The sequence below is a fragment of the Pseudomonas silesiensis genome (assembly GCF_001661075.1).
Taxonomy (GTDB): domain Bacteria; phylum Pseudomonadota; class Gammaproteobacteria; order Pseudomonadales; family Pseudomonadaceae; genus Aquipseudomonas; species Aquipseudomonas silesiensis.
In genome coordinates this window covers 773,125-797,432 of the sequence record NZ_CP014870.1, presented here as the reverse complement: position 1 = coordinate 797,432, position 24,308 = coordinate 773,125, and the positions used below count along the sequence as shown (strand labels likewise).

Genomic DNA, 24,308 nt, shown 5'->3' with positions numbered 1-24,308 from the left:
TTAACCAGGATGGTCATTGGCCGGCAGAACCGGGGAAGAAGCCGTCAGACAGAGATTTCAACGCGTCGGGCAACCGCGGCCCGAGGCCGCCCACCAGCAAGGTTGGATCGAGTTCCATGACTCGCCCGTCCTTGGCCGCGCGGGTCGAGGACAGGATCGGATTTTCCTTGAACAGCGCTGCCCGCGCGGCATCGCCGGTGAGCGCACGATCGGCAAACACCAACACGTCAGGGTCCAGGCTGACCAGCGATTCGACGGAAAAAGGTTTGTAGCCGGAATGTGTTGCCAGATTGTGCCCACCGGCCTTTTGCAGCAACCAGTCGGCGGCGGTGTCCTTGCCGGCAATCAGCGGCTTGCCGCCTGCATGGCCGAGCAGCATCAGGACGCCCGGCGACTTTTCCTGCAATTGCGCCCGGGTAACCCGGACCTTTTGCTGCTCGAGTTGCTGTTGATACCCCTGAAGCAATTGCGACGCCCGGTCTTGCGCGCCAAGCAACTTGCCCAGGTGCTGCAAATTAGCCTGCAAGGTCGGCAGATCCGGCTGGGCGGAGAACAGCTCGACTTGCACGCCGGCACTGCGAACCTGTGATAGCACTGGCGGCGGCCCCATTTCTTCGGTGCCGATCAGAATCTGCGGACGCAAACTCAAAATACCCTCCGCCGACAATTGCCGCTGATAACCGATACTGGGCAGTGCCTTAAGGGTTTGCGGGTGCTGGCTCGTGGTATCGACCCCCACCAGTTTCGACTCGCCACCCAGCGCACAGACCCACTCCGACAGCGCGCCTCCGGCACTGACCCAACGCTGTGGCAACTCGGCCGCTACGGCGTGATAGCTGACGAGAAGTCCGGCACAGAGCGCAGCAACGTGGGTACTCAGGCGCATAAACAGCTTCCTTGAAAGTTTTTCCCAGGCATCGAGATGACAGGCCAAGTATCCTCGGCATCCGGCACCTGCCCAGCCGATGGGCGAAGCGGCCATTTGATAATTGTTTGCATTTGAACGTCAAGCTCGGACATATCCGGTCACTAGCGGCGGCACTTGAGGATAGACATGAAGTTTCTTTGTACCGGCGTCGAACTGGCCGATAACAGCAGCCGCGGTTTCGAGATCGACGGCCAGAAACTCTTTGCCGTGCGCCGGGGCGGCCAGGCTTACGTCTATATCAATCGCTGTCCGCACCGTGGCGTCGGGCTGGAATGGACCCCCAACCAGTTTCTCGACCCCAGCAACAGCCTGATCCAGTGCGCCACCCATGGCGCACTGTTTCTGATCGAAGACGGCGAATGCGTCGCCGGCCCGTGCGCCGGGCAATCCCTGTCCAGCGTTGACTGCCGCGAGGACGACCAAGGGATCTGGGTCAGTCTTTAACCGTTGAGCAATACGTCCAGACGTCGATCGACCACCATCTCTTCGTGGGTCAACCGCACCCCATAGGCCAATACCTCGACCCCACAGGCCACCGCCTCACGCAGTGCGGCGGCGTAGGCTGAATCGATTTCTTCGGCAGGGCGCACCGCTTCTATTCCGGTGAGGTTCACGCAATACAACTGCACCGCGCGAATCCCGTCCCGGGCCAAATGAGCCAACTCCCGTAGATGCTTGGCCCCGCGCTGGGTCACCGCATCGGGAAACGCCGCCACCAATGAACCGTCGTACCCCAGGGTGACACTTTTGACTTCCACATAGGCCGGTCCGCTCGGGTAATCGAGGCGGAAATCGATGCGGCTGCTTTCCTGGCCATAGGCCACTTCACGCTTCAGCCCGGTAAAGCCGTTCAGTTCGGTGATGACGCTGGCCCGCAATGCCTCCTCGATCAAGCCGTTGGCCCGCCCGGTGTTCACGCAAAACAGCCGCCCCTGCGGGGTTTCGCCAACTTCCCAGGTGCCGGGCAGTTTGCGTTTCGGATCATTGGAACGACTGAACCAGACCTGCCCGCCCTCGACCTGGCAATTGAGCATGGAACCGGTGTTCGGGCAGTGAATGGTCAGCAACTCACCGTCAACGGTCTCGATATCTGCGAGAAAGCGTTTGTAACGGCGGATCAGGCGGCCTTCTTCGAGTGGCGGATGAAAGCGCATCAGCCTTGCCAGCTCCGCAGGCCGCGCGCAATCCGCTCGACCGCTTCCTGCAAGCGCACCAGACTCTGGGTGTAGGCAAACCGCACGTGATGCCCGGCCTGATAACGGCCGAAGTCGAGTCCAGGGGTAATCGCCACATGCTCGGTTTCGAGGAAATGTCGGCAGAACGCGAAGGCATCACCGCCGAACTTGCTGATATCGGCGTACAAGTAAAAAGCCCCTTCCGGTTCCACGGCGATGCCGAAGCCCAATTCCCGCAAGGCCGGCAGCAGGAAATCCCGACGCCGGCCGAATTCGGCGCGACGCTCTTCCAGAATGCTGATGGTGGCCGGCTCAAAGCAGGCCAGCGCGGCGTGCTGGGCCATGCTTGGGGCACTGATGTAGAGGTTCTGCGCGAGTTTTTCCAGCTCACCGACTGCAGCTTCGGGTGCGACCAGCCAACCGAGTCGCCAGCCGGTCATGCCGAAATACTTTGAAAAACTATTTAGGACGAAGGCGTCGTTATCCACTTCCAGCACACTGGCCGCGTCGGTGCCATAGGTCAGGCCGTGGTAGATCTCGTCCACCACCAGATGGCCGTGGCGCAGCTTGATGGCGGCAGACAGGCCCGCCAATTCATCGCGGGTCAGGATGGTCCCGGTCGGGTTGGCCGGCGACGCCACCAACGCGCCGACACTGTCGTGGTCCCAATGACGGGCCACCAGGTCCGGCGTCAGCTGATAACGCACCTCCGGACCGACAGGAACAAGCTGTGCCGCGCCTTCCACCAGCCGCAGGAAATGCCGGTTGCACGGGTACCCCGGGTCCGCCAGCAGCCAGTGCTTGCCCGGGTCCACCAGCAGGGCGCTGGCCAGCAACAGCGCGCCAGAGCCGCCGGGGGTGATGAGAATGCGCTGCGGATCGATATTCAACCCGTAACGCTGCTGATAGAAGCCCGAAATGGCCTCGCGCAACTCCGGGATACCGCGCGCTGCGGTGTAACGGGTCTTGCCCGCCGTCAGTGCCGCCTGGCCGGCCTGGATGATCGGCTCGGCGGTAGTGAAGTCCGGCTCGCCGATTTCCAGGTGGATCACGTCGTGGCCGGCGGCTTGCAGTTCGTTCGCCCGCGCCAGCAGCGCCATGACGTGGAAAGGTTCGATCGCGCGACTGCGGGCACTGTAGGGCTGAGCCATTGGCCTTCCTTCAAAACAGGGAAAAAAACCGATTCTACCCAAGCGCAGGAACGAGCGAGAACCTAAAGCGGTCAGACCCATATAACGCCGGTCTCAAACGACTCAAGCGTGTGTCCCAGGTTTGGCTAAAATCAATATTTGATCAGGCCTCCAACACCACCAGACAGGGCTTGGCATACATTTGCAAGCACTGAAGGCCACTACCTCGACATCCGGGAGTAGCGCGGCCCGATTTGATCTGGTAAGTTCGCCCGCTTGCAGCCGCAGGGCCGGCAGGTGTCGGTGATGGAGCAATCCTGCGCAATGGATTACAAGAGTAGAGGCGGTCCATTTCATGCCCACCCAAGCAAAGCAGCAAAATCAGTCGATCAGCGGTTTCGAACCCTACAAAGAAGTAAAGGGCGAGGAATACATGGGCAAGCCCATGCGCGCTCACTTCACCAAGATCCTGAACAAGTGGAAACAGGACTTGATGCAGGAAGTCGACCGTACGGTTGATCACATGAAAGACGAAGCGGCCAACTTCCCGGACCCGGCAGACCGTGCCAGCCAGGAAGAAGAATTCAGCCTCGAATTGCGCGCCCGTGATCGCGAGCGCAAGCTGATCAAGAAAATCGACAAGACCCTGCAATTGATCGAAGACGAAGAGTATGGCTGGTGTGAGTCCTGCGGCGTCGAAATCGGCGTCAAGCGACTCGAAGCCCGCCCTACCGCCGACATGTGCGTCGATTGCAAGACCCTGGCGGAAATCAAGGAAAAGCAAGTCGGCAAGTGATCTCGACTTGAACGAAAGAACGGAGCGTGCGAACGCTCCGTTTTTGTTTCTGACATTCGCTGATATTTGTGGCGTCTTCGGAATTGCCTTCGCGAGCAAGCTTCGCTCCTACAAAGACTGGCGCAATATTCTGTAGGAGCGAAGCTTGCTCGCGAAGGCGGCTTCAAGCCATGCTCGAAACGATTGGACAGCCTGACATCGCCTTATGACCGCCATCACCTCTTCCGCCTACATCGGGCGCTTTGCTCCCACGCCCAGTGGACATCTGCATTTCGGTTCGCTGGTCGCAGCGCTGGCGTCGTACCTCGACGCGCGTGCGGTGGGAGGTCGCTGGCTGATGCGCATGGAAGATCTCGATCCACCTCGGGAAGAACCCGGCGCCCAGGCGGCCATTCTCAAGGCGCTGGAAAGCTACGGTTTCGAGTGGGATGGCGAAATGGTCCGACAGAGCGACCGGCACGAGGCCTACGCCGAAGTGCTCAATCGCCTGTTCAATCATGGCCTGGCCTACGCCTGCACCTGTTCGCGCAAACAACTGGAGCGCTATCACGGGATTTATCCAGGCTTGTGCCGCAACGCCGGTCACGGCACCGAAGATGCCGCGATTCGCCTGCGTGTTCCGGAACTGGAATACCACTTCATCGACCGGGTCCAGGGCGAATTCCGCCAGCACCTGGGCCGTGAAGTCGGCGATTTCGTGATCCGCCGCCGCGACGGGCTCTACGCCTATCAACTGGCGGTGGTGCTGGACGATGCCTGGCAAGGCATCACCGATATTGTCCGGGGCGCCGACCTGCTGGACTCCACCCCGCGCCAGCTCTACCTGCAAGAACTGCTTGGCCTGCCACAGCCGCGTTACCTGCATATCCCGCTGATTACCCAGCCCGACGGCAACAAGCTCGGCAAGTCCTACCGTTCGCCGCCGTTGACCGAAGATCAGGCGACGCCGCTGCTGCTGCGTGCGTTGCGCGCGCTCGGACAAAACCTGGGCGCCGAACTGGCGTATGCCACACCACGGGAAGTGCTGGACTGGGGCATCGTCCACTGGGACGCACTGAAGATCCCGCGCACACTCAACCTGCCCGAAGCGCAGCTACAGTGATGACACTTGCAGTGGCGCGCCCATCCGTTACCATCGCCGCACGTTTTCGGGCACGCGCATAAAGAAGAGAGGCCGGGATGTACATCTATCGCTTGGTCCTGCTCCTGGTAGTGGGGATTTATCTGTTCTCCCCGGCCATCATGGATTGGTGGATCGACGCTACTGGCGCCTGGTATCGCCCCTATCTGCTCTGGCTGATCCTGATCGTCGTGACCTTCATCCTGCAGAGCCAAAAAGATGCCGATGAGCTTTAGCCTGACCCAGATGATCCTGATCAGCGCCGCCTACCTGGCGGTGCTGTTCGGCGTCGCCTGGGTCAGCGAACGGGGCATGATCCCCCGGGCGATCATTCGCCACCCGCTGACCTACACCCTGTCGCTGGGCGTCTACGCCAGTGCCTGGGCGTTTTACGGCACGGTGGGCCTGGCCTATCAGTACGGCTATGGTTTCCTGTCCAGTTACCTCGGGGTCTCCGGGGCGTTTTTGCTGGCGCCGGTGTTGCTGTACCCGATCCTGAAGATCACCCGCACCTATCAGCTGTCGTCCCTGGCCGATTTGTTCGCGTTCCGCTTCCGCAGCACCTGGGCCGGGGCGCTGACAACCATCTTCATGCTGATCGGCGTGCTGCCGTTGCTGGCCTTGCAGATTCAGGCGGTGGCCGACTCCATTGGCATCCTCACCCGCGAACCGGTCCAGCACCGCGTGGCCTTGAGCTTCTGCGCGCTGATTACCCTGTTCACGATTTTCTTCGGTTCGCGCCATATCGCCACCCGCGAGAAGCATGAAGGGCTGGTGTTCGCGATTGCCTTCGAGTCGGTGATCAAGTTGATCGCCATTGGCGGTGTCGGCCTGTATGCACTGTACGGCGTGTTCGACGGCCCGCAACAGCTGGAATTGTGGCTGCTGCAAAACCAGACCGCCCTCGCCGCCCTGCATACACCGCTACAGGAAGGGCCATGGCGCACGTTGCTGCTGGTGTTTTTCGCCTCGGCGATCGTGATGCCGCACATGTATCACATGACCTTTACCGAAAACCTCAACCCGCGCTCCCTGGTGAGCGCCAGCTGGGGCCTGCCGCTCTTCCTGCTGCTGATGAGCCTGGCCGTGCCGTTGATTCTCTGGGCCGGCTTGAAACTCGGCGCCACCACCAACCCGGAATACTTCACCCTGGGCATCGGTATCGCCGCCAACAGCAAGGCCCTGGCGCTGCTGGCGTACATCGGTGGTTTGTCGGCGGCCAGCGGGCTGATCATCGTCACCACCCTGGCGCTGTCCGGAATGGCGCTGAATCACCTGGTACTGCCGCTCTACCAGCCGCCGGCCGAAGGCAATATCTATCGCTGGCTGAAGTGGACCCGCCGGGCGCTGATCGTCGCGATCATCATGGCCGGCTACGGTTTCTACCTGATGCTGGGCGCCGAGCAGGACCTGGCCAACCTGGGCATCGTCGCCTTCGTCGCCACCCTGCAATTCCTGCCGGGCGTGCTGTCGGTCCTGTACTGGCCGACCGCCAACCGCCGCGGCTTCATCGCCGGCCTGCTTGCCGGGATCCTGGTGTGGCTGGTCACCATGCTGCTGCCGCTGGTGGGCAATCTGCAGGGTTTCTATATTCCGCTGCTGAACATGATCTACGTGCTGGACGACACCAGTTGGCACATGGCGGCCATCGCCTCGCTGGCGGCCAACGTGCTGATGTTCACCCTGATTTCGCTGTTCACCAACGCCAGCGCCGAAGAGGCCAGCGCCGCCGAAGCCTGCGCCGTGGACAACGTGCGTCGCCCGCAACGCCGGGAACTGCACGCCGCCTCGCCCCAGGAGTTCGCCACGCAGCTGGCCAAACCCTTGGGCGCCAAGGCCGCACAGAAAGAAGTCGAGCAAGCCCTGCACGACCTTTATCTGCCATTCGACGAGCGCCGACCTTACGCCTTGCGCCGTTTGCGTGACCGAATCGAAGCCAACCTGTCCGGCCTGATGGGACCGAGCGTGGCCCAGGACATGGTGGAAACCTTCCTGCCTTATAAGGCCGGCGGCGAAAACTATGTGACTGAAGACATCCACTTCATCGAAAGCCGGCTCGAGGATTACCATTCGCGCCTCACAGGCCTTGCCGCCGAACTCGATGCACTGCGCCGCTATCACCGCCAGACCTTGCAGGAATTGCCGATGGGTGTTTGTTCCCTGGCCAAGGATCAGGAAATCCTCATGTGGAACAAAGCCATGGAGGAATTGACCGGGATTGCCGCCCAACGTGTGGTCGGCTCGCGCCTGAGCACCATCGCCGATCCCTGGAAAGCGCTGTTGCAAGGCTTCATCGATCTGCCCGACGAACACTTGCACAAGCAGCACCTGGCCCTCGATGGCCAGACCCGCTGGCTGAATCTGCACAAGGCGGCGATCGACGAACCCCTGGCGCCGGGTAACAGTGGCCTGGTGCTGCTGGTGGAAGACCTGACCGAAACCCAGATGCTCGAAGACAAGCTGGTTCACTCCGAGCGACTGGCCAGCATCGGCCGCCTCGCCGCCGGCGTGGCCCATGAGATCGGCAACCCGATCACCGGCATCGCCTGCCTGGCCCAGAACCTGCGCGAAGAGCGCGAAGACGACAGCGAACTGAAGGAAATCAGCGGGCAGATCCTCGAACAGACCAAACGCGTGTCACGCATCGTTCAATCGCTGATGAGCTTTGCCCACGCCGGCAGTCACCAGCACAGCGACGAGCCCGTCTGTCTGGCTGAAGTGGCCCAGGATGCCATCGGCCTGCTGGCCCTGAACCGACGCAATTTCGAAGTGCAGTTCTACAACCTTTGCGACCCCGACCACTGGGTTGAAGGCGACCCTCAGCGCCTGGCCCAAGTACTGATCAACCTGCTCTCCAACGCCCGTGACGCCTCGCCTCCCGGCAGTGCGGTGCGGGTCAAGAGCGAAGCCGGCGAACACACGGTCGATTTGATCGTCGAAGACGAAGGCAGCGGTATTCCCTCGAGCATCATGGATCGACTGTTCGAACCTTTCTTCACCACCAAGGATCCTGGCGAAGGCACCGGTCTGGGCCTTGCACTGGTCTATTCCATCGTTGAAGAGCATTATGGACAAATCACCATCGACAGCCCGGCTGATGTACAAAGCCAACGCGGCACCCGTATCCGGGTGACCTTGCCGCGTCATGTCGAAGCGACGTCCGCTGTGAACTGAGACCGTCGAGAGTATCGAATCAATGCCGCACATTTTGATCGTCGAAGACGAAACAATCATCCGCTCCGCCTTGCGCCGCCTGCTGGAACGTAACCAGTACCAGGTCAGCGAAGCCGGTTCAGTGCAGGAAGCACAAGAACGCTTCACCATTCCCACGTTCGACCTGATCGTCAGTGACCTGCGCCTGCCTGGCGCACCGGGCACCGAGCTGATCAAGCTTGGCCAGGGCACGCCGGTGCTGATCATGACCAGCTACGCCAGCCTGCGTTCGGCGGTCGATTCGATGAAGATGGGCGCGGTGGATTACATCGCCAAGCCTTTCGATCACGACGAAATGCTCCAGGCCGTCGCGCGCATCCTGCGTGACCGGCAATCGGCGCAAACCAGCAGCGAACCTGTCGCCGGCAAAACCGGCAATGGCGCGGCAAAGCCGGGTATCGACAACAGCAACGGGGAAATCGGCATCATCGGCTCGTGCCCGCCGATGCAGGACCTGTACAGCAAGATCCGCAAAGTCGCGCCAACCGACTCCAATGTCCTGATCCAGGGCGAGTCCGGTACCGGTAAAGAACTGGTGGCGCGTGCCCTGCACAACTTGTCCAGACGCGCCAAGGCACCGATGATCTCGGTGAACTGCGCGGCCATTCCGGAAAGCCTGATCGAGTCCGAACTGTTCGGCCACGAAAAAGGCGCGTTCACCGGCGCCAGCGCCGGGCGTGCCGGCCTGGTAGAAGCGGCCGATGGTGGCACCCTGTTCCTTGACGAAATCGGCGAACTGCCACTGGAAGCCCAGGCCCGTCTGCTGCGCGTGCTGCAGGAAGGCGAAATTCGCCGGGTGGGCTCGGTGCAGTCGCAGAAGGTCGATGTACGCCTGATCGCCGCGACTCACCGCGACCTCAAGAGCCTGGCGAAGATCGGCCAGTTCCGGGAGGACTTGTACTATCGCCTCCACGTGATTGCGTTGAAACTGCCAGCCCTGCGCGAACGCGGTGCGGACGTCAACGAAATCGCCAATGCCTTCCTGGCGCGGCAGAGCGCGCGCGTCAATCGCACCGACCTGAGGTTTGCCGCGGACGCCGAGCAGGCGATTCGTCACTATTCCTGGCCGGGTAACGTTCGCGAGCTGGAAAATGCCGTCGAGCGCGCGGTCATCCTGTGCGAGAGCCCGGAGATTTCCGCCGAACTGCTGGGTATCGACATCGAACTGAGCGACCTGGAAGAAGACGACTTCATCGGCCTGGTGCCGCAACAAGGTAACAGCGCCGGAAACAGCAGCCACGAGCCGACCGAAGACCTGTCACTGGAAGACTACTTCCAGCACTTCGTTCTCGAACATCAGGACCACATGACCGAAACCGAGCTGGCCCGCAAACTCGGGGTCAGCCGCAAATGCCTGTGGGAACGCCGCCAGCGCCTGGGCATTCCGCGGCGCAAGACCGGCGTGGCCAGCGAGAGCTGAACCACAGCTGTCCGATGTGCGGGTAACACCTGAAAATCGTGAAGAAACTGTTACCTCAGCTTTCTCACGTAACAGAAACCGGGGCTTACGGTAACGAAGCCCCGGTTTTTTTGGGCCTCGAAAAAGCCGTCCAGACCACGCAACCCCTTGTTTTGCTGAGGTTCACAAAAGTTGGCACGCACCCTGCTATATGTTTGGTACAAGAACAATAACAAGCAATGCACAAGACAATAAAAATAAGACGAATCGACTCACGCACAATAAAAACAAGACGGCGAGAGGCGCAGCTAACTGATTCTTTTGGAGAGGCGTTGTATTTGGGGCGTGCCCCACGACCAGGCCGAGAACAATAAAAACTGTCTCTAGACAGTGCCTGAACTGGTTGGATCGCAAGATCACTGCAACACAGCGACCAAAGCAATCCGTTTGCTCTTGGCTCCCGATTGGGAGGGTCATGAAGGAAAATCTTCATGGCGAGGGCACTCAACAAAAACAAGAAGCCCGAATTAAAAATAAAAATAGAGCATGCAACTACTTTCTTGGGGAGCTTCGGCTCCCCTTGTAGTTTCCGCGATTCCCCTCCACCCCCGCTTCCTGTAGGAGCAGCCGGTCGACGCTCGATTGCTCGCGAAGAACCTGAGGGCGTCGTTGGGTATCAGGCTGTACGCGTTATCGTTCACAACCATCGCGAGCAATCGAGCGTCAACCGGATGCTCCTACATCTACTGCGTCCTACACCATCCCCCGACTAAATGCTAGAATCCCCGCCCATCATGCGGTCATTCTTCGTTTTGGCCGAACATTCCTTCAAACAGTGCATCCCATGCTGAAGAAGCTGTTCCAGTCATTCCGTTCTCCCAAGCGTCATACGCAACACATTCGCAGCACGCCTGAAGTGCTCAACAGCGGCCAACATTCGCTGCAAAAGACGCAATTCAGCCGTTACGCGGTGAATATCGTCGAACGCCTGCAGAACGCCGGTTACCAGGCTTATCTGGTCGGTGGTTGTGTGCGCGACATGCTGCTGGGCATTACCCCAAAAGACTTCGACGTCGCCACCAGTGCCACACCGGAACAGGTCCGGGCCGAATTCCGCAACGCGCGGATCATCGGGCGTCGATTCAAACTGGTACACATCCACTTTGGCCGCGAAATCATCGAAGTCGCGACCTTCCGTGCCAATCATCCGCAAAACGATGAAGAAGAAGACAGCAATCAGTCTTCTCGCAACGAGAGCGGACGCATTCTGCGCGACAACGTCTACGGCACGCTGGAAGAGGACGCGCAACGCCGCGACTTCACCATCAACGCCCTGTATTACGATCCGGTCAGCGAACGCATTCTCGATTACGCCAATGGCGTACACGACATTCGCAATCATTTGATCCGCCTGATTGGCGATCCGAAGCAACGTTACCAGGAAGACCCGGTGCGGATGTTGCGGGCCGTTCGTTTCGCCGCCAAGCTGAATTTCGGCATCGAAAAACACAGCGCCGCGCCCATTCGTGAACTGGCGCCGATGCTGCGTGAAATCCCGTCTGCCCGCCTGTTCGAAGAAGTCCTCAAGTTGTTCCTCTCCGGCCATGCCGCGGACACCTTCGAGATGCTGGTCGACCTGCAGTTGTTCGATCCGCTGTTCCCGGCCAGTGCCGAAGCGCTGGAATACAACCCGACGTACACCCACACGCTGATCAGTGATGCGTTGATCAACACTGACCTGCGGATCAAGCAGAATAAACCGGTGACCCCGGCGTTCCTCTTTGCCGCCCTGCTCTGGCCGGCGCTGCCGGCGCGAGTCCTGCGTTTGCAGGAGCGTGGCATGCCGCCTATCCCGGCCATGCAGGAAGCGGCCCATGAGCTGATTGCCGAACAGTGCCAGCGGATCGCGATTCCTAAACGCTTCACCATGCCGATCCGCGAGATCTGGGACATGCAGGAGCGCCTGCCCCGCCGCAGCGGCAAACGTGCCGACCTGTTGCTGGACAATCCACGCTTCCGCGCCGGTTACGACTTCCTGCTGCTGCGCGAAAGCGCCGGCGAACAGACCGATGGCCTGGGCGAATGGTGGACGGATTATCAGGACGCCAACGACAGCGAACGTCGGGACATGATCCGCGATCTCAGCGGCAAGGATGACGGCACCGGAGCGCCACGCAAACGTCGCCGCAGCGGTGGCGCCAAGCGCAAACGCGCAGCCGGCGCCCCGAGCGCCCCGGGCGAGTAAGCCATGGAACGCATCTACATCGGCATGGGCAGCAACCTGGCTGACCCCGCCGAACAATTGCGCAGCGCGATCGATGCGCTGGCACAGTTGCCGCAGACCGGACTGGTTGGGGTTTCGGCGTTTTATCAAAGCGATTCGCTGCTGCCCGGGCAACCGCGCTACACCAACGCCGTCGCCGCCCTCGATAGCACGCTGCCACCGCTGGAGCTGCTGGATGCGCTGCAAGCGATCGAGAACGGGCAGGGCCGCGAGCGTCTCGAACGTTGGGGGCCGCGCACGCTGGATCTCGACATTGTGCTGTTCGGTGATCGGCTGATCGATGAGCCTCGCCTCAAAGTGCCTCATTACCATCTGCAGGAACGGGCTTTCGTCCTGTATCCCCTGGCAGAACTGGCGCCAGCGGATTTGCGCCTGGCCGATGGCCGCAGCCTCCCGGAATTGCTCGCCGCCTGCCCGTTCGTCGGCCTGGAACGCCTCCCCCAAGATTGACGCAGATCCCTTGTGGGAGCGGGCTTGCTCGCGAATGCGGTGTGTCATCCAGCACACCTGTTGTCTGACACACCGCATTCGCGAGCAAGCCCGCTCCCACAGAGGGGTTTGTGTCGAATACAAGAGCTGCGCCTGCTGAAACGCATCAGTCCCCCCGGTAACACCCCACACGTAACAACGCGGTAACACACCCAATTGACTTCCCGAGTTCTCCTCACGACTATAGGCGTCCCGCTGCCGCCAATACGGCGTTAAAGGGCGCAATCCAGGCCTTCAAAGCACGACAACAGACCGTGCGCCTGTATTTAACGAAGAATCACGCGCGTTACTCGCAGTAGTTTCCACAGCGCCTGAATGAGGAACTTTTCATGCCAGCCATCACCCTGACCACACTGCAAGGTCTCAAGCAAAAAGGTGAAAAGATCACCATGCTGACCTGCTATGACGCCACTTTCGCCCACGCTTGCAATGAAGCGGGTGTCGAAGTGCTGCTGGTGGGCGACTCCCTCGGCATGGTTTTGCAGGGCCACGACAGCACCCTGCCGGTCACCACCGCTGAAATGGCGTATCACGTGGCAGCCGTCAAACGCGGCAACGCCGATGCGTTGATTCTTGCCGACCTGCCCTTCATGGCCTACGCCACCACCGACCAGGCCATGACCAACAGCGCGCTGTTGATGCAAGCCGGGGCGCACATGGTCAAGGTCGAAGGCGCCTTGTGGCTGGCGGATTCGATCCGCCTGCTGGCCGAGCGCGGCATTCCGGTATGCGCGCACATGGGGTTGACGCCGCAGTCGGTGAACATCCTTGGCGGTTACAAAGTCCAGGGCCGCAACGAAAACCAGGCGCGGCAGATGCGTGCCGACGCGATCTCCCTCGAACAGGCCGGCGCGGCAATGCTGCTGCTCGAATGCGTGCCGAGTGAACTGGCCGAAGAAATCACCCAGGCGGTGAAGATCCCGGTGATCGGCATCGGCGCCGGCAGCGGCACCGATGGCCAAGTGCTGGTGCTGCACGACATGCTGGGCCTGTCCATCACCGGCCGCGTGCCAAAGTTCGTGAAAAACTTCATGACTGGCCAAACCAGCATTCACGCGGCCTTGAGCGCTTACGTCACCGAAGTCAAAGCGGCTTCTTTTCCAGCTATCGAACACGGATTCTCTGCATGAACACCGTCAAAACCGTACGCGAACTGCGGGCCGCCGTGGCCCGTGCCCGCGGCGAAGGCAAGCGCATCGGCTTCGTGCCGACCATGGGTAACCTGCACAGCGGTCATGTCGCGCTGATTACCAAGGCCACCCAACGGGTGGATTTCGTCGTCGCGAGCATTTTCGTCAATCCGCTGCAATTCGGCGCCGGCGAAGACCTCGACAAATACCCCCGCACCCTCGCCGCCGACCAGGAAAAATTGCTCCAGGCCGGTTGCCATTTGCTGTTCGCGCCATCTGTCGAAGAAATGTACCCAGAGGGCACCGCCGGCCAGACCCGGGTCAGTGTCCCGCAACTCTCCGAAGGTTTGTGCGGCGCCAGCCGTCCCGGGCATTTCGAAGGGGTGGCGACGGTCGTCAGCAAGTTGTTCAACATGGTCCAGCCGGACCTCGCGATCTTCGGGCAGAAAGACTTCCAGCAACTGGCGGTGATCAAATCCCTGGTCCATGACCTGAACATGCCGATCCAGATCATTGGAGAACCGACCGTGCGGGCGGCCGATGGCCTGGCGCTGTCGTCGCGCAATGGTTTCCTCAGCGAAGAACAGCGGGCGGTTGCGCCGATTGTGTATCGCACACTGTCGGCGATTGCCGAAGCCATCAAACAAGGCGACCGGGATTTCCCGACGTTGATTTCGGCGCAGATCAAGCAACTGGAAGCGGCTGGCCTGCGTCCTGATTACCTGGAAATTCGCCATGCCCAGACCCTGCGCCCGGCGACTGCGCAGGATCGGGACCTGGTGATACTGGTGGCGGCGTTCCTCGGCACCACGCGGTTGATCGACAACCTGCACCTGAACCTCGACGCATCCGCATAAAACACCGCCCCTTGTGGGAGCGGGCTTGCTCGCGAAGTGGGTGGGTCAGTCAACAAATGTGTTGACTGACTCACCCACTTCGCGAGCAAGCCCGCTCCCACATTTGATCTGCGGCTATATTCATAACGCAGTACTTTCTCCCTCCATCCGTCGGACTATTCCCGGTTCGCTGTCAAAAAAGTACCGGAAACAGGTCAGACAAAGTCAAGACAGATCACCGCGCGAGAGTTACTGTATTCGCCCTGCGCCATGAAATCGTGTCGACGCAGTTGACCGGACCGCCCACCCACAGCGCTCCGGTATTTTTAGTGTTCAAAAGGCCGTTCAAGTAAAAAGGAAACCCGCAGCGATGGCGTACTACCGCACTCCTCACGATGTGACCGCTCTGCCCGCCTGGCAAGCGTTGAAAGATCACCGCCAAGCCATGCAGGATTTCAGCATGCGCGAAGCCTTCAATGCCGATCCGCAGCGCTTTACTCAATTCACCCTCAGCAGCTGTGGTCTGTTTCTCGACTATTCGAAGAACCTGATCAACGCCGAGACCCGCGATCTGCTGGTGGGCCTGGCCAACCAAGTCGACCTCCAGGGCGCGATCAAAGCGCTGTTCGACGGCGAAATCGTCAACTCATCGGAAGGTCGTCCGGCCTTGCATACCGCCCTGCGCCGCCCGGTGGGCGACAAGCTGTCGGTCAACGGCGTCAACGTGATGCCGGAAGTGCACAAGGTACTGAACCAGATCACCGACCTCGTCGGCCGTATTCACGATGGTCTGTGGCGCGGTTACACCGAGAAGCCGATCACCGACGTAGTGAACATCGGCATCGGTGGCTCCTTCCTCGGCCCGGAGCTGGTCTCCGAAGCGCTGCTGTCCTACGCACAGAAAGGCGTGCGCTGCCATTACCTGGCGAATATCGATGGCACCGAGTTTCACGAACTGACCATGAAGCTGCGCGCCGAGACCACGCTGTTCATCGTCTCGTCGAAATCCTTCAACACCCTTGAAACCCTGAAAAATGCCCAGGCCGCGCGTGCCTGGTACCTGGCTCAAGGTGGCTCGGAGGCCGAGCTGTATCGTCACTTCATCGCCGTCTCCAGCAACAACGCGGCGGCCGTGGCGTTTGGTATCCGTGAAGAAAACATCTTCCCAATGTGGGATTGGGTCGGCGGGCGTTACTCGCTGTGGTCGGCCATCGGCCTGCCAATTGCCCTGGCCATCGGCATGTCGAACTTCAAGGAGCTGCTGTCCGGTGCCTACACCATGGACCAGCACTTCCAGAGCGCGCCTTTCGAACAGAACATGCCGGTGCTGCTGGCGTTGCTCGGCGTTTGGTACGGCAATTTCTGGGGCGCGCAGAGCCACGCGATCCTGCCGTACGACCACTATCTGCGCAACATCACCAAACACCTGCAACAGCTGGACATGGAGTCCAACGGCAAGAGCGTGCGTCAGGACGGCACTCCCGTGTCTACCGACACCGGTCCGGTGATCTGGGGTGGCGTGGGTTGCAACGGTCAGCACGCCTACCACCAGTTGCTGCATCAGGGCACCCAGCTGATCCCGGCTGACTTCATCGTGCCGATCGTCAGCTTCAACCCGGTGTCCGACCACCACCAGTGGCTGTACGCCAACTGCCTGTCACAAAGCCAGGCATTGATGCTCGGCAAGAACCGCACCGAGGCAGAAGCCGAATTGCGTGACAAGGGCATGAGCGAAGAAGACGTGCAGAAAATCGCCCCGCACAAGGTGATTCAGGGCAACCGTCCGAGCAACACCCTGGTGGTCGAGCGCATCAGCCCGCGTCGTCTCGGCGCGCTGGTGGCGATGTACGAACACAAAGTCTTCGTGCAAAGCGTGGTCTGGGGCATCAACGCCTTCGATCAGTGGGGCGTGGAATTGGGCAAGGAACTGGGCAAAGGCGTCTACAACCGCCTGGTCGGCAGCGAGGAAACCCCGGCTGACGATGCGTCTACCCAAGGCCTGATCGACTACTTCCGCGGTCGTCACCGCGGCTGATCCGACGCCATTCCTGCGGGAGGTACTAACCTTGTAGGAGCGAGCTTGGCTCGCTCCTACACGAGGGTCGTGTAGCTCCCCTCTTGTCTCAAAACAAGAATAAGGAACCGTCATGTTCGATATCAGCACGTTCCCCCACGCCGATGCCGTCCGCCGGGCTGCTCAATTAAGTCAAGACGACTACCGGCGCCTGTACCGTCAATCCATCGAGCACCCGAGCGACTTCTGGGCTGAACAAGCCAAACGCTTTCTCGACTGGAGTACCCCATGGGATACCGTCCAGCGCTATAACCTGAAAACCGGTGAGGCCAGCTGGTTCGCCGGCGGGAAGCTGAACGTCAGTTACAACTGCATCGACCGCCATCTGGAAAAGCGCGGCGATCAGACCGCAATCATCTGGGAAGGCGACGACCCCGCTGAATCCGCACAGATTACCTACAAAAAACTGCACCACCACGTCTGTCGCCTGGCCAACGTGCTCAAAAGCCGTGGCGTGAAGAAAGGCGATCGGGTGTGCATCTACCTGCCCATGATCCCCGAAGCGGCCTATGCCATGCTCGCCTGCACGCGGATCGGTGCGGTGCATTCGGTGGTGTTTGGTGGTTTTTCCCCGGACTCTGTGCGCGACCGGATTCTCGACGCCGACTGCCGCACCGTGATCACCGCCGATGAAGGTGTGCGCGGCGGCAAAGTCGTGCCGCTCAAGCAGAAGGTCGACAAGGCGCTGCAAAGTTGCCCGAACGTCAGCACGGTCATTGTGGTCGAGCGCACCCAGGGCGAGGTTGACTGGGTCGAAGGTCGCGATCTCTGGTACCACCAGGCGCTGCGCGACGTCAGCGATGATTGCCCGCCTGAGCCGATGGACGCCGAAGACCCGCTGTTCATTCTTTACACCTCCGGTAGCACAGGCAAACCCAAGGGCGTACTGCACACCACCGGTGGCTATCTGCTGCAGGCGGCAATGACCTTCAAGTACGTGCTCGACTACCGCGACGACGAAGTGTTCTGGTGCACCGCCGATGTCGGCTGGGTCACCGGCCACAGCTATATCGTCTACGGCCCGCTGGCCAACGGCGCCACCACGCTGATCTTCGAAGGCGTGCCAAGTTATCCAAGCAGCTCGCGTTTCTGGCAAGTCATCGACAAGCACCACGTGAACATTTTCTACACCGCACCGACCGCCCTGCGCTCGTTGATGCGCGAAGGCCTCGAACCCTTGAAGGAAACGTCCCGGGCGAGCCTCCGATTGCTCGGCAGTGTCGGTGAGCCGATCAACCCGGAAGCCTGGGAATGGTACTTCAATACCGTCGGCGAGCAGCGTTGCCCGATCGTCGACACCTGGTGGCAGACCGAAACGGGCGGCATCATGCTCAGCCCCCTGGTCAGCGCCCAGCGCATCAAACCCGGCTGCGCCACGCAACCGATGTTCGGCGTGCAGCCGGTGTTGCTGGATGAAGCGGGCAAGGAGATCAAGGGCGCCGGCAGTGGCGTGCTGGCGATCAAATCCAGCTGGCCGGCGCAGATCCGCAGTGTCTACGGCGACCCGCAACGGATGGTCGACACTTACTTCAAGCCTTACCCCGGCTATTACTTCACCGGCGACGGCGCGCGGCGCGACGAAGACGGCGACTACTGGATCACCGGACGTATCGACGACGTGATCAATGTGTCCGGACACCGCATCGGTACCGCCGAAGTGGAAAGCGCCCTGGTGCTGCATGACAGCATTGCCGAAGCGGCGGTGGTCGGTTATCCCCACGACATCAAGGGCCAGGGCATCTATGCCTTCGTCACCCCCATGAACGGCACCGAGGCCAACGACGAACTGAAAAAAGCACTGCTGGCGCATGTCGGCGAGGAAATCGGCAGTTTCGCCAAACCGGACTTGATCCAGTGGGCCCCGGCATTGCCGAAAACACGTTCGGGCAAGATCATGCGGCGGATTCTGCGCAAGATCGCCTGCAACGAGCTGGACTCCTTGGGCGATACTTCGACCCTGGCTGATCCCGGCGTGGTCCAGGACCTGGTCGATAAACGCCTGAATCAGTAAGGTGTACACGGCCCCATGGGATCGCTCCCTGGGCCTTATCGCAGTATGACCGAGGCCATATGCCGCCCCCCCCTGTAGGAGCGAGCTTGCTCGCGATGGACTCAAGTGCGCCGCGGTTATCCAGACAACACGCGTTATCGTTAACGTCCATCGCGAGCAAGCTCGCTCCTACAGGGAGGGGACATTGAGCCAAGGTCATGTCCCCCTTTTTCCACCACAGAGTCGCCATGGAATTCATCCGCAGCCGCATCGAAACCCAGATCATGAGCCTGACCGGTCTGTCCCTGGGCAAGCTCGACCTGGAAAACCCCAAGGGCGATCCCGGCCTGTTCGGACCCGATTCGGTGAGCTGGCAAGTGCATGGCGACTTCAGCAGCATGCTGATCGGCGGCATCAGCGCCCTGATGCTGCAAGCCCTGCACCCACTGGCCCTGGCCGGCGTCTGGGATCATTCGAATTTTCGCCAGGACATGCTCGGCCGCTTGCGGCGCACCGGGCAATTCATTTCCGGCACCACGTTCGGTTCGCGAAAGGACGCCGACTGGCTGATCGAGAAAGTCCGCACCATCCACCTGCAAGTGACCGGCACGGCACCTGATGGCCGGCCTTATGCCGCCAGCGACCCCGAGCTGCTGACCTGGGTCCATGTAGCCGAGGTCAGCAATTTCCTCGCCGCGCACCTGCGTTACCGCAATCCCACGCTGTCCCTGGCGGATCAGGATCGCTACTACGCCGAAATCGCCATGGTTGCAGAGCGCCTGGGGGCACGTGATGTGCCCCGGTCACGCCAGGCCATTGCCGACTACCTTGAGCAAATGCGCCCTCACCTGCTGTGCGACGAGCGCAGTCGGGAAGTGTTGCGCCTGCTGCTGGACGCCCCCGCCCCCAGCCGCCTGGCCAAGCCTTTCGGCGGTTTGATGATGCAGGCCGGGATTGACCTGCTGCCAGATTGGGCCAGCGACATGCTGGGCGTGAACCAGGGCCCGCTGCAACGCAAGTTGATCCGCGCCAGCGTCAACCGCAGCGCGCCGATGTTGCGCTGGGCGGTGCGTAATGGATCGGTGCAACGGGCCAGGCGACGGATGGGCCTGTAGGAGCGAAGCTTGCTCGCGAAGACATTATTCCAGCCGCAGGATATGGGTTGGCTGTATCGGCCCCTTCGCGGGCAAGCCTCGCTCCTACAGGTTCTTCTTCCCTATAACTGTTAAACTCCCGCGCCCAAATTCCCTCCTGCAAGGCGCCCAGCATGTCTTCCTTGATTCAGGCGCTGCGCGCCGCCCTCGATCGTCGCCAGGACCTGCTCGCCGAGCTGCACCGGCAAGGTACCGATTGCTACCGGCTGTTCCATGGCAGCCAGGAAGGCGCAGGCGGCCTGACCATCGACCGCTATGGCCCGCAACTGCTGGTGCAAAGCTTCCACCAGGCCCTGGAGCGCGATGCCCTGCTGCAACTGCACGACACCGTCAATCAGCACCTCGGCCTCGAGACCCTGCTGGTGTACAACGACCGCTCCCGGGGCAACTCGCGCATCGACCGCGAAGACACGGTCTATCGCGCCGATGAAGCCGCCCTGCAAGACCTGATCGGCCATGAATGGGGCCTGAACTACAGGGTTCGCGGTCGCCATGCAGGCCAGGACCCCCTGCTGTTCCTCGACCTGCGCAACACCCGAGGCTGGGTCAAGGCGCACAGCCAGGACAAAACGGTGCTGAACCTGTTCGCCTATACCTGCGGCGTCGGTTTGAGCGCCGCAGCCGGTGGCGCCCGCGAGGTGTGCAACCTGGACTTTGCCGAAGGCAACCTGGCGGTCGGGCGCGAGAATGGCCTGCTCAATCCGCAGCTGCCAGGCATGCAGTTCATCCAGTCCGATTATTTCCCGGCGATCCGCCAGTTGGCCGGCCTGCCCGTCAGCCAGCGTCGCGGGCACAAGCTGCCGAGCTATCCGCGCCTGGAATCGCGCCAGTACGATCTGGTGCTCCTGGATCCGCCAGCCTGGGCCAAGAGCGCATTCGGCACCGTCGACCTGCTGCGCGACTACCAGAGCCTGCTGAAACCGGCGTTGCTGACCACCGCCGACGATGGCGTGCTGATCTGCTGCAACAACCTGGCAAAAGTCAGCATGGACGACTGGCGCGACCAGGTTTTGCGCTGCGCCGAGAAAGCCGGGCGTCCGGTGCGGGAGTGGACAGTGATGAAACCGGGCGGCGATTTCCCGTCCATGGACCAACAGCCGCCGCTGAAAACGCTGATCCTGCAACTCTGAGATTCAGCAATAACGTAAAACAAATCCTGAAAGCGCAGTGACTTCGGAACCAGAATCGCGTGCCATACTCCAAGGCACTCCGATTCAGACAAATGAAGCCGCACATGCCCAAAGGATTGATTCGCGCCATTGGCGCTCTGTTGACCGCGCTGGCCCTCTACAGCCTGCTGGGGTTTCTGATTTTGCCGGGTATCGCGTTGCGAGTGGCCAACCAGCAGTTGGCCAACTATGCCACGACGCCCGCCACGATCCAGCGAATCGAACTCAACCCGTTCAGCCTTGAAGTCACCCTCTGGGGCCTTGTCATTGGTGAGCCGGGCAAGGAACAGGTCGGCTTCGAGCGCCTGTACGCCAATCTGCAGATCGACAGCCTCTGGACCAAGGCGCTGCACCTGTCTGATATCGAGCTGGACAAACCCAAGACCGAAATCCTCTTCGGCAAGGACGGCAAGCTCAACCTGCTGGGATTGTTCAAACTGCCCGCCAGCGAGCCGACTCCGGCCGATCCGGATGCCAAACCGTTCCCCCTGCGGGTCGAGCGCGTCAAACTGGCCCGCGGCTACGTGCACTTCCAGGATGCACGCCCCAGCGAACCCATCGAGTTCCTCTACGACAAGCTCGATTTCGAACTGAAGAACCTCAGCACCCTGCCCGAAGACAGTGCCGACATGACCTTGATGGCCGTCGGCCCGGGAGGTGGACAGCTCGACTGGACCGGCAACTTCAGCCTGATCCCGCTTGCCTCCGAAGGTAAGCTGAAAATCACCGATGGCAAGATGAAATCCTTTTGGCCCTATGTGCGCGACGCAGTGCCACTGGTGCTCGAAGAGGGCGTCCTCAACCTCAGCACCGACTACAAGCTGAACTTGTCCAAGGAAACCGAGCTGCTGCTGAGTAACGTCGCAGTCAATGTTGCGCCCTTCGCCATCAAGGCTCCGGACGGCCGACCGCTGGCGAAACTGGCGCGCCTGGACATCAGCGAAACCACAGTGGACCTGGCCAGGCAACAAGTAGTGGTCGGCAAGATCCGCAGCCAGAAACTGGAAACCTGGGCCGCCCTTGAGGCCGATGGACAACTGGATTGGCAGAAGCTGTTTGCCAGCCAGCCGTCCAAAGCGGCCACCAAGGCCAACGCCGAACCCGCTAGCACCCCGGCGGCCGCCGATTCCCCGAAACCCGAACCGGCGCCAGCGAGCAAACCCTGGCAAGTGCTGCTCAAGGATGTCCAGCTGCGCGACTACCAGGTGCATCTGGCTGACCGCAAGGCGCAACCGCCCGTGGCGCTGGACGTGGGCCCGCTGAACCTGGACTTGCAGAATTTCGACAGCCTCAACGGCTCGCCCTTCAACCTCAAGGTCGATACGGGCGTGGGCAAGCAAGGCAAGCTTCTGGCGGACGGGGAGGTCAACCTGGCCCCGGTCAGCGCCAGACTGAACGTGCACACCAAGGACATCGACCTGCGGGTCGCGCAGTCCTATATCAACCCGTTCATTCGCCTCGAACTGCGCAGTGGCATGCTCGGCAGTGATCTGGCAGTCGATCTGAAAAGCACCGAGCCGCTGGCGTTCAGCGTCACTGGCCGCGCTCAGGTCGATCAGCTACACACCCTCGACACCCTGAAAACCCGCGACTTCCTCAAGTGGCAGCAACTGGTGCTCGAAGGCCTGAACTATCAGCACGGCGACAGGCTGTCGATCGACAAGGTCAACCTGTTCCAGCCCTATGCGCGTTTCATGATCAACGACGATCGCACCACTAACGTCGATGACCTGCTGATCCCGCAACCGCCTGAAGCCACTGCCAAGACGGCCGCGGCCAAACCCGCCGCCAAGGACAAACCACTGGGCATCCACATTGGCGGCATTGCCATCAATGACGGCTCGGCCAACTTCGCCGACTTCAGCCTGACGCCGAACTTCGCCACGGCCGTTCAACAGCTCAATGGACAGATCGGCACCATCGACAGTCGCCAGGCGAAACCGGCCAGTGTCGACATCAAAGGCAAGGTCGACCGCTATGCGCCGGTGACCATCAAGGGTTCGGTCAACCCGTTCGACCCGATGGCCAGTCTCGACATCGCCACCAGTTTCAAACGGGTGGAACTGACGACCCTGACGCCCTACTCCGGCAAATTCGCGGGCTACCGCATCCGCAAGGGCCGGCTCAATCTCGACCTGCACTACATGATCACCAAAGGCCAGCTGAAGGCCGAAAACAAGGTGGTGGTCGAACAGCTGCAACTGGGCGAAAAAGTCGACAGTCCGGATGCGGTAAGCCTGCCATTGAAACTCGCCATCGCCTTGCTGAAAGACGTGGACGGCAAGATTTCCATCGAGCTGCCGGTGACCGGTGACCTGAACAACCCGCAGTTCAGCGTCATGCCTATCATCTGGCAGACCCTGCGCAACCTGGTCGTCAAGGCTGCCGCTGCGCCATTCAAGATGATTGGTGGCCTGGTCAGTGGCGGTGGTTCGCAAGATCTGGGCACGGTCTCGTTTGCGCCGGGTTCCAGCGACCTGAGCAAGGAAGCCGAGGATTCGTTGATCAAACTGTCCCAGGCGCTCAAGGAACGTCCGGCCCTGCGCCTGGAGATCGAGGGGACTGCAGCGCAAAGCAGTGATGGCCCGCTGATTGCCGAGCAACGCCTGGAACGGGAATACAAGTACAACTACTACAAAATGCTGCAGCGCCGTGGTGACAAGGTGCCGGCCAACGCCGCGCTGGTGGAAGTACCGGACAGCGAGAAAGGACCGCTGCTGGAGGGCATTTACCGCACCCGCCTGAAGACTCAGCCCCCCGCCGAATGGAAGGATCTGGGCAAGGAAGAACGCACCGCGAAGATGCGCGAGGGCGTGATCAACTTCTGGAGTTCCAGCGACGTGTTGTTACGGCAGCTGGGGCAGGATCGCGCCAGCAGCATCAAGGACTACCTGGTCGACAAGGCTCAGTTGGCCGACGAGCGCGTGTACTTCGTCGACGCCAGCCTGGGTCAGGCGGAAAGCGACGGCCGGGTGATCACCCCGCTGCATCTGGATGCCGAATGATGCTCAGGCCATGGCTGACAGGCCTGACCCTCGCGCTGGCTGCGAGTCAAGCGTCGGCCGCGGATACCCTGCGCTGCGGCAGTCAACTGATCAGTGTCGGGGACAGGTCTGGCGAGGTGCTGCAGAAATGCGGCGAACCGGTCAGCCGCGATGTGCTGGGCTACAAACGCAGTGTCGACCGACGGGAAGAGTTCCAGGTCGAGGAATGGACCTACGGGCCAAACGGCGGGATGTACCAGTACTTGCGGTTTGAAGGTAATCGGTTGAAGCAGATCACCAGCAAGCGCGGTAACTGAGTTTCACCACCGACCAACTGTGGGAGCGGGCTTGCTCGCGAAGCGGTCTTTGATTCAGCTCAGGTGTTGAATGTCAGTCCGCTTTCATCGGAACGCCGCCCGGAGCAAGCCCGCTCCCAC

Annotated in this window: 19 protein-coding genes; 16 read left to right on the top strand and 3 right to left on the bottom strand. The window is 60.9% G+C overall.

The genetic code is table 11. From position 1 onward, the window contains the following. Positions 1–13: 13 nt before the first annotated feature. Positions 14–886, bottom strand: coding sequence for a heme/hemin ABC transporter substrate-binding protein (locus PMA3_RS03510; protein ID WP_064675873.1), 873 nt, complete (start codon positions 884–886; stop codon positions 14–16). A 168-nt stretch (positions 887–1,054) separates the two neighbouring features. On the opposite strand from PMA3_RS03510, the gene PMA3_RS03505 reads away from it, so the two are divergent. Then, positions 1,055–1,372 (top strand): Rieske (2Fe-2S) protein, encoded by a 318-nt coding sequence (locus PMA3_RS03505; protein ID WP_064675872.1) that lies wholly within the window; start codon positions 1,055–1,057, stop codon positions 1,370–1,372. Here PMA3_RS03505 and sfsA read toward each other — a convergent pair. Together sfsA and PMA3_RS03495 are read right to left on the bottom strand one after the other, a co-directional pair. Then, a complete protein-coding gene (sfsA, locus tag PMA3_RS03500; protein ID WP_064675871.1) occupies positions 1,369–2,082 on the bottom strand; it encodes a DNA/RNA nuclease SfsA in 714 nt (237 codons plus the stop codon). The two genes, PMA3_RS03505 and sfsA, sit on opposite strands and share 4 nt — an antisense overlap. Continuing rightward, complete coding sequence (locus PMA3_RS03495; protein ID WP_064675870.1) at positions 2,082–3,254, bottom strand: pyridoxal phosphate-dependent aminotransferase; 1,173 nt, start codon at positions 3,252–3,254, stop codon at positions 2,082–2,084. Before PMA3_RS03495 ends, sfsA begins: the two co-directional genes overlap by 1 nt. 334 nt (positions 3,255–3,588) lie before the next feature. On the opposite strand from PMA3_RS03495, the gene dksA reads away from it, so the two are divergent. The 15 genes from dksA to PMA3_RS03425 all read left to right on the top strand — a co-directional run bounded on the left by dksA (position 3,589) and on the right by PMA3_RS03425 (position 24,188). Next, a complete protein-coding gene (gene dksA / locus PMA3_RS03490; protein WP_007902025.1) occupies positions 3,589–4,029 on the top strand; it encodes an RNA polymerase-binding protein DksA in 441 nt (146 codons plus the stop codon). 205 nt (positions 4,030–4,234) lie between these two features. Then, the gene (gene gluQRS, locus PMA3_RS03485; protein ID WP_064675869.1) at positions 4,235–5,131 is read left to right on the top strand and encodes a tRNA glutamyl-Q(34) synthetase GluQRS; all 897 of its coding nucleotides are present in this window, start codon (positions 4,235–4,237) and stop codon (positions 5,129–5,131) included. A 77-nt stretch (positions 5,132–5,208) separates the two neighbouring features. Then, complete coding sequence (locus tag PMA3_RS31500; protein WP_003176118.1) at positions 5,209–5,385, top strand: hypothetical protein; 177 nt, start codon at positions 5,209–5,211, stop codon at positions 5,383–5,385. Continuing rightward, positions 5,369–8,323 (top strand): sensor histidine kinase, encoded by a 2,955-nt coding sequence (locus PMA3_RS03480; protein ID WP_162493641.1) that lies wholly within the window; start codon positions 5,369–5,371, stop codon positions 8,321–8,323. Before PMA3_RS31500 ends, PMA3_RS03480 begins: the two co-directional genes overlap by 17 nt. 22 nt (positions 8,324–8,345) lie before the next feature. Further along, a complete protein-coding gene (locus PMA3_RS03475; RefSeq protein ID WP_064675867.1) occupies positions 8,346–9,782 on the top strand; it encodes a sigma-54-dependent transcriptional regulator in 1,437 nt (478 codons plus the stop codon). An 823-nt stretch (positions 9,783–10,605) separates the two neighbouring features. After that, positions 10,606–12,006 carry a polynucleotide adenylyltransferase PcnB gene (locus tag PMA3_RS03470; RefSeq protein ID WP_064675866.1) on the top strand — a complete coding sequence of 467 codons (1,401 nt, stop codon included), beginning with the start codon at positions 10,606–10,608 and terminating at the stop codon, positions 12,004–12,006. 3 nt (positions 12,007–12,009) lie between these two features. Further along, the gene (folK, locus tag PMA3_RS03465) at positions 12,010–12,495 is read left to right on the top strand and encodes a 2-amino-4-hydroxy-6-hydroxymethyldihydropteridine diphosphokinase (RefSeq protein WP_064675865.1); all 486 of its coding nucleotides are present in this window, start codon (positions 12,010–12,012) and stop codon (positions 12,493–12,495) included. Between the two features lie 368 nt (positions 12,496–12,863). Continuing rightward, on the top strand, positions 12,864–13,664 hold the full coding sequence (gene panB / locus PMA3_RS03460; RefSeq protein WP_064675864.1) for a 3-methyl-2-oxobutanoate hydroxymethyltransferase: 801 nt from the start codon (positions 12,864–12,866) through the stop codon (positions 13,662–13,664). Next, on the top strand, positions 13,661–14,521 hold the full coding sequence (gene panC, locus PMA3_RS03455; protein WP_064675863.1) for a pantoate--beta-alanine ligase: 861 nt from the start codon (positions 13,661–13,663) through the stop codon (positions 14,519–14,521). The genes panB and panC overlap by 4 nt, the downstream gene beginning before the upstream one ends. A gap of 349 nt (positions 14,522–14,870) precedes the next feature. Then, positions 14,871–16,535: a glucose-6-phosphate isomerase gene (gene pgi, locus PMA3_RS03450; protein ID WP_064675862.1), complete on the top strand. Its 1,665-nt coding sequence runs from the start codon at positions 14,871–14,873 to the stop codon at positions 16,533–16,535. Positions 16,536–16,647: 112 nt separating this feature from the next. Next, positions 16,648–18,585 (top strand): acetate--CoA ligase, encoded by a 1,938-nt coding sequence (gene acs / locus PMA3_RS03445; RefSeq protein WP_064675861.1) that lies wholly within the window; start codon positions 16,648–16,650, stop codon positions 18,583–18,585. A gap of 227 nt (positions 18,586–18,812) precedes the next feature. Beyond that, a complete protein-coding gene (locus PMA3_RS03440; RefSeq protein WP_064675860.1) occupies positions 18,813–19,679 on the top strand; it encodes an oxygenase MpaB family protein in 867 nt (288 codons plus the stop codon). A gap of 152 nt (positions 19,680–19,831) precedes the next feature. After that, entirely contained in the window at positions 19,832–20,848 is a 1,017-nt protein-coding gene (locus PMA3_RS03435) for a class I SAM-dependent rRNA methyltransferase (protein ID WP_064675859.1), read from the top strand. 92 nt (positions 20,849–20,940) lie between these two features. Next, positions 20,941–23,892, top strand: coding sequence for a DUF748 domain-containing protein (locus tag PMA3_RS03430; protein WP_064675858.1), 2,952 nt, complete (start codon positions 20,941–20,943; stop codon positions 23,890–23,892). After that, positions 23,889–24,188, top strand: coding sequence for a DUF2845 domain-containing protein (locus PMA3_RS03425; protein ID WP_420848612.1), 300 nt, complete (start codon positions 23,889–23,891; stop codon positions 24,186–24,188). Before PMA3_RS03430 ends, PMA3_RS03425 begins: the two co-directional genes overlap by 4 nt. The last annotated feature ends 120 nt before the right edge of the window (positions 24,189–24,308 follow it).